This window comes from Mycobacterium sp. E735, assembly GCF_001666955.1.
Taxonomy (GTDB): Bacteria; Actinomycetota; Actinomycetes; order Mycobacteriales; family Mycobacteriaceae; genus Mycobacterium.
The window spans coordinates 1-4,978 of record NZ_LZIX01000239.1; the positions used below are offsets into that span (position 1 = coordinate 1).

The following is a 4,978-nucleotide window of genomic DNA, read 5'->3' on the forward strand; positions in this document are numbered from 1 at the left end:
CCCGGCCGAGGGCGGTGTCGCCGACGGCGATCGCCGCACCGAGGGACGGTTCGCGCTGTACTCGCTCGCCGACGCCGCGTCCGATGCCGCGCCCTTGAAACAGGGCAGGAAATCCTCGGACGCGCCGTCGGTTCCGCAACCGTCGGTCGTCGCCGAGCTGGACTACGCGACCCTGACGCTGGCGCAGCTGCGGGCCCGCCTGCAGTCCCTGAGCGTCGACGAACTCGAAGCCCTGCTGGCCTACGAGCAGGCCACGAAGGCCCGCGCGCCTTTTCAGACGCTGCTGGCCAACAGGATCACCCGCGCGAACGCGAAGTGACCCCGGCCGCACAGTCCGAACCGAACTCCGCCGAGAACCCGTTTCCGGTGCGCGCGGTGGCCATTCGCGTCGCGGGCTGGATCGACAAGCTCGGCACGGTATGGGTCGAGGGCCAACTCGCCCAGATCAGCGCCCGGGCCGACTCCAAGACGGTGTTCATGGTGTTGCGTGACCCGGCCGCCGACATGTCGCTGACCGTGACCTGTTCGCGCGACCTGGTGGCCAACGCACCGGTAAAGCTGGCCGAGGGCACGCAGGTGGTGGTCTGCGGCAAGCCCTCCTTCTACACCGGTCGCGGCACATTCTCGTTGCGGCTCAGCGAGATTCGCGCCGTCGGCGTCGGCGAGCTGCTGGCGCGCATCGATCGGCTGCGTCGGCTGTTGGACGCCGAAGGGCTCTTCGATCCCCGGCTCAAGCGGCCAATCCCCTTCCTGCCCAACATGATCGGCCTCATCACCGGGCGGGCTAGCGCCGCCGAGCGCGACGTGACGACGGTGGCCACCGGACGCTGGCCCGGCGTCCGGTTCGCGGTGCGCAACACCGCGGTGCAGGGCCCCAACGCGGTGGCGCAGATCGTCGAGGCGCTGTACGAACTCGACCGCCACAGCGAGGTCGACGTCATCGTGGTCGCCCGCGGCGGTGGCAGCGTGGAGGACCTGCTGCCGTTCTCGGACGAGACGCTGTGCCGCGCGATCGCGGCGTGCCGCACCCCGGTGATCAGCGCCGTCGGCCACGAACCCGACAACCCGCTGTGCGACCTGGTCGCCGACCTGCGTGCGGCCACCCCCACCGACGCGGCCAAGAAGGTGGTTCCCGACACCGCCGCCGAGCTCCGGCTGATCGACGACTTGCGCCGGCGCAGCGCGCAGGCGCTGCGCAGCTGGGTGTCTCGCGAACAACGCGCGCTCGCCCAGATCCGCAGCCGGCCGGTGCTCGCCGAACCGCTGACGGCACTGACGGCACGCGCCGAGGAGATCCACCGCGCCCGGTCGGCGATACGCCGCGACGTCACCCGGCTGGCCGCCGCCGAGACGGAGCGCGTCGGCCACCTCAGCGCGCGGCTGGCGACCCTGGGCCCCGCGGCCACGCTGGCCCGCGGCTACGCGGTGGTGCAGGCGGTCCCCGACTCCGGGCCCCCGGTGGTGCTGCGGTCGGTCTCCGGCGCGCCGGCGGGCAGCCGGCTGCGGGTGCGGGTTGCCGACGGCGCGATCGCCGCGGTGAGCGAAGGGCAGACCGATGGCCGCTGAAGAGGAGCATTCAATTACACCTATTAGTCAACTCGGCTACGAGGCGTGCCGGGATGAACTGATCGAGGTCGTGCGCCTCCTGGAGCAGGGCGGCCTGGACCTGGATGCATCGCTGAAGTTGTGGGAAAGAGGCGAAGAGCTGGCGAAGCGTTGCGAAGAGCATTTAGCTGGGGCTCGCAAGCGCATCGAGGATGCACTGGCGGCCGGCCAGGCGGAAGACGCCTGAATTGGGCCACTCTAGGGAAGCCGAGACGATGATCTTGTTCGAAATTGGAACACGTTTCAGTTATGCTTCGGGCCATGGCTGATCCGACACTGACCACCGAACTCGGCCGCGTCCTGGTAACCGGCGGCTCCGGCTTCGTCGGCGCCAACCTGGTCACCACCCTCCTGGACCGCGGATACCGGGTGCGTTCGTTCGACCGCGCGCCGTCGCCGCTTCCGGAGCACCCGCAACTGGAGGTGCTCGAGGGCGACATCACCGACACCGCCGTCTGCGCCCAGGCGGTGGACGGTATCGACACCGTCTTTCACACCGCGGCCATCATCGAGCTGATGGGCGGCGCGTCGGTGACCGACGCGTACCGGCAGCGCAGCTTCGCCGTGAACGTCGGAGGCACCGAGAACCTGGTGCACGCCGGACAGGCGGCGGGCGTGAAGCGATTCGTCTACACGTCGTCCAACAGCGTCGTGATGGGCGGCCAGAACATTCCCGGCGGCGACGAGACGCTGCCCTACACCACCCGGTTCAACGACCTCTACACCGAGACGAAGGTGGTCGCGGAGCGGTTCGTGCTGTCGCAGAACGACATTGGCGGCATGCTCACGTGTGCGATTCGCCCCAGCGGGATCTGGGGGCGCGGCGACCAGACGATGTTCCGCAAACTTTTCGAAAGCGTGATCGCCGGCCACGTCAAGGTGCTTATCGGCCGCAAATCGGCCCGCCTGGATAACTCTTACGTGCACAACCTGATTCACGGTTTCATCCTGGCCGCCCAGCACCTGGTCCCCGGCGGCACGGCACCGGGTCAGGCGTATTTCATCAACGACGGCGAACCGATCAACATGTTCGAGTTCGCCCGGCCGGTGGTCGAGGCGTGCGGCGCCAATTGGCCCCGCGTGCGGGTGAACGGCCCGATGGTGCGCGTGGCGATGACCGGTTGGCAGCGGCTGCATTTCCGCTTCGGCATCCCGGCGCCGCTGCTCGAGCCGCTGGCCGTCGAGCGGCTTTATCTGGACAACTACTTCTCGATCGCCAAGGCGCGCCGTGACCTCGGCTATGAACCCCTGTTCACCACCGAACAGGCGATGTCGCAATGCCTCCCGTACTACGTCGACATGTTCCAGCGCATGAAAAGCCAAGCGGACGTTGGGTCCCCGAAGCCGGCGGTCGGCGGGGGGCAGTGAGTTCGCTTGCGCGGACGCTGACGAAACCACCGCGCCGGGGCTAAAGTTCCCTCAGCGGCGACGACGCGGAGGGCGGCCCGGTGGCATGAATACCGAATTCACGCTCAACCAAAAGCGCGCCCTGGCGATCCTGACCGCGATCGCCCTGCTGTTCGGTGCGTACTTCCTGCGCGACTACTTCGTGCTGATCGTCGTGGCCGCGGTAGGGGCCTACCTCTTCACACCGCTGTTCAACTGGTTCAGCAGGCGGCTGGGCACCGGGTTGGCGGCGACCAGCACCCTGTTGTGCGCGCTCGTGGCCGTCGTCGTGCCGATCACGCTCCTGGTGCTCCTGGCGATCGTTCAGATCTCCCGCATGATCGACAGCATCACCGATTGGGTCAAGTCGACGGACCTCAGCGCGCTTGGCGACCGCACACTGCGGGCGGTGAACGAGCTGCTGTCCCGGGTTCCCTTCGCGCACATGACGATAACGACGGAAACCCTGCGCAAGGCGATGGTCACGGTGGGCCGAAATGTCGGTGAATGGGCGCTGCACTTCCTGCAGGGCGCCGTCGGTGGTATCGCAGGCGCGGTCACGTCGGCCATCATCTTCCTGTATGTCTTCGTCGCGCTGCTGGTGCACCGCGAGCGGGTGCGGAGATTGATCGCCGAACTCAACCCCCTCGGCGACGAGGTCACTGATCTGTACCTGGCCAAAGCCGGAGCAATGGTGCGCGGCACCGTCAGCGGCCAGTTCGTGATAGCACTGTGCCAAGGCGTCGCGGGCGCCGCGTCCATCTATGTCGCCGGCTTTCACCACGGATTCTTCATCTTCGCGGTCCTGCTCACCGCGTTGTCGATCATCCCATTGGGCGGCGGGATCGTGACCATCCCCTTCGGCATCGGAATGATCTTCTTCGGCAACATCGCCGGCGGCGCGTTTGTCGTGCTCTGGCACCTCGTCGTGGTCACCAACATCGACAACTTCCTGCGGCCGATTCTCGTTCCGCGTGATGCCCGGCTGAACCCGGCGCTGATGCTGCTGTCGGTGTTCTCGGGCATAGCGATGTTCGGCCCCTGGGGCATCGTCATCGGGCCCGTGCTGATGATCCTCATCGTCACGACCATCGAGGTGTATCTGATGGTGTTCAAGGGCACCGAACCGGACACTCCCGAGCCGCCGCCCGCCCGCCGCAATTGGTTTCGCCGGCAGGCGAAGTCGGGCGCGGCGCAGCCCGGCGCGGACTGACGCCGGCAGTTAGCGGAACCCCACCATCTGGCTGCCCCACGCGGCGCGGATCTTCCCATCGACGTCGTGCGCGACGGTGTCGCTCGCGTCGATGATGAGGCAGGCGCGGTCCGCCTCCCGGTAGGGCCTCCACTCCGGCTCGCCGCCCGGGCCCGCGGGCGTCGACCGCGCGGCGAAGTTGATCCACCGGGTCCGCATTCGCCTGGAGACCGCCTTGGCGGTCTTGCTGCCGCCCAGCTTCAGGGTGGGATCCTTCGGCGCCCCGAGATTGCCCCAGACGTAGGGCAATTCGGTGGCGTGGGCGGCATTGACCAACAGCAGCTTCAGTAGCGGGGTCGCATAATCGAATCGGTACAGGTAGACCGGTGCCACCTTGCTGTGCCCCTCGGCCAGCCAGACCGACGGCATCCGGAACCCGACATCTGTCGCGATGCTCAAACTCCTTGCCCTGCGCCGCAGCCGGGAATAGGTCAGTCCGATCTGCTCGTCGGTCGGCAATTGCAGGTCCGGTTGTTCGGCCGCGATCTGGTCGAACATCGACGTGATCGCGCGAGGCGTGATCGGCATCAGCCGCGAACGCATCAATCGGAAGAGCGCCGCCTCGTGCTTGTTCGTCCCGATGATCAGGGGGACCGGAAGCGAGCGGCCCTCCTGCACGCGCTTGACCGGGTAGTCGTCCAGCAGGTCGCCGTCGATGATCGGGACGAACGCAAGGAGGCCGGGATTGCGCACCGGCACTTCGTCGAAGACCTCTTGGGATGCGGCAAGCAGCAC

General features: G+C 67.5%; 5 protein-coding genes and 1 pseudogene. 5 read left to right on the forward strand and 1 reads right to left on the reverse strand.

Translation table 11 applies throughout. The annotated features are described in order from the left end of the window. The 5 genes and pseudogenes from A5704_RS28870 to A5704_RS19380 form a co-directional block, all read left to right on the forward strand. Window positions 1-319, forward strand: a pseudogene (locus tag A5704_RS28870) (hypothetical protein); the annotation flags it as partial. Beyond that, window positions 316-1,566: an exodeoxyribonuclease VII large subunit gene (xseA, locus tag A5704_RS19365; protein WP_067890539.1), complete on the forward strand. Its 1,251-nt coding sequence runs from the start codon at window positions 316-318 to the stop codon at window positions 1,564-1,566. The pseudogene A5704_RS28870 and the gene xseA, both read left to right, overlap by 4 nt. Further along, window positions 1,556-1,792: an exodeoxyribonuclease VII small subunit gene (locus tag A5704_RS19370; RefSeq protein WP_067779862.1), complete on the forward strand. Its 237-nt coding sequence runs from the start codon at window positions 1,556-1,558 to the stop codon at window positions 1,790-1,792. The genes xseA and A5704_RS19370 overlap by 11 nt, the downstream gene beginning before the upstream one ends. Window positions 1,793-1,854: 62 nt before the next feature. Next, window positions 1,855-2,973, forward strand: coding sequence for an NAD-dependent epimerase/dehydratase family protein (locus A5704_RS19375; RefSeq protein WP_067779865.1), 1,119 nt, complete (start codon window positions 1,855-1,857; stop codon window positions 2,971-2,973). A gap of 85 nt (window positions 2,974-3,058) precedes the next feature. Then, window positions 3,059-4,204 carry an AI-2E family transporter gene (locus A5704_RS19380; protein ID WP_067890540.1) on the forward strand — a complete coding sequence of 382 codons (1,146 nt, stop codon included), beginning with the start codon at window positions 3,059-3,061 and terminating at the stop codon, window positions 4,202-4,204. A gap of 9 nt (window positions 4,205-4,213) precedes the next feature. Here A5704_RS19380 and A5704_RS19385 read toward each other — a convergent pair. After that, on the reverse strand, window positions 4,214-4,978 hold a 765-nt coding region (locus A5704_RS19385; protein WP_156737711.1), incomplete at its 5' end, for a carboxylesterase family protein.

Excerpts from the sequence above, each read along its gene's own strand:
- A5704_RS19370 (WP_067779862.1), top strand. The coding sequence starts at position 1,556 with ATGGCCGCTGAAGAGGAGCATTCAATTACACCTATTAGTCAACTCGGC.
- A5704_RS19380 (WP_067890540.1), top strand. The coding sequence starts at position 3,059 with ATGAATACCGAATTCACGCTCAACCAAAAGCGCGCCCTGGCGATCCTG.
- A5704_RS19375 (WP_067779865.1), top strand. The coding sequence starts at position 1,855 with ATGCTTCGGGCCATGGCTGATCCGACACTGACCACCGAACTCGGCCGC.